Origin of the sequence: Paraburkholderia ferrariae NBRC 106233 (assembly GCF_000685035.1) — a bacterium.
GTDB classification, from domain to species: Bacteria; Pseudomonadota; Gammaproteobacteria; order Burkholderiales; family Burkholderiaceae; genus Paraburkholderia; species Paraburkholderia ferrariae.
The window spans coordinates 1-1,097 of record NZ_BAYB01000091.1 but is presented as its reverse complement, the minus strand read 5'-3'; the positions used below and the strand labels follow the sequence as shown (position 1 = coordinate 1,097).

The window sequence follows — 1,097 nt, the reverse complement described above, 5'->3', positions numbered from 1 at the left end:
TAGAACACCGTGCTCGCGCCATCGTGCTTGAGGAGCCAGCCGCCGAGGATGCCGCCCGCCGCCAGCCCGATGGACTGCGTGGTGTTGTACACGCCCGTGGCCGCGCCCTTGCGCGCGCCGGGCGCGAGCTTCGAGACGAGCGAAGGCTGCGACGCCTCCAGGATATTGAAGCCGAGGAAATACACGAACAGCACGGCCGTCACAATCGCTATGGTATGCGCCAGCGAGCCGAGCAACAGCTGGCCGATCAGGATAAGACTAATGGCCGAGAGCAGCACCGCCTTCATCTTGCCCCGTTTTTCGGCGGCGATGATGGCAGGCACCATCAGCACGAATGCGAGGCCCATGACCGGCAGATAGACCTTCCAGTGCGAGGCGACCGGCAGGCCCGCGTCCACCAGCAGGCGCGGCACGACGAGAAAGAGCGCCGTCTGCGTGGCATGCAGCACCAGCACGCCGAAGTTCAGGCGCAGCAGTTCCACGTTGTGCAGCACTTCGGCGAAGGGCGCGCGCACGTGCACGGGCTTCGGCGCATCAGGCACGACCCACAGCACCACGCCCACCGCGAGGATCGAGAACACGCCGACCAGCGTGAAGAGTCCGCTCATGCCCACCCAATGAAACACGATGGGCGCGCCCACGATGGCGACGGCGAACGACATGCCGATCGAGCCGCCCACCATCGCCATGGCCTTGGTGCGGTGCTCTTCGGAGGTGAGGTCGGCAATGAAGGCGAGCACGGCCGACGACACCGCGCCCATGCCCTGAATCACCCGGCCGACGATGATCCAGGTGATGTCGTGTGCCCCCGCGGCCACGAAACTGCCGATGGCGAAGATCACGAGGCCCGCGACGATCACGGGCTTGCGGCCCACCTGGTCGGAAAGCCAGCCGTAGAAGATATAGAGGAGCGATTGGGTGACGCCGTAGGCGCCGAGCGCAATGCCCACCAGCAGGACGTTGTCGCCGCCGGGAATCGTCTTCGCATAGACGGAAAACACCGGCATGATCATGAAGAGGCCCAGCATGCGCAGCGCGAAGATCGCCGCAAGCGATACGGTCGCGCGCCGCTCGGGGGCGCTCATGCGTGAAGAAGT

General features: G+C 65.5%; 1 protein-coding gene. It reads right to left on the bottom strand.

The genetic code is table 11. The annotated features are described in order from the left end of the window. A partial coding sequence (locus tag BFE01S_RS36765; protein ID WP_052421091.1) for an MFS transporter occupies positions 1-1,097 on the bottom strand: 1,097 nt, incomplete at both ends.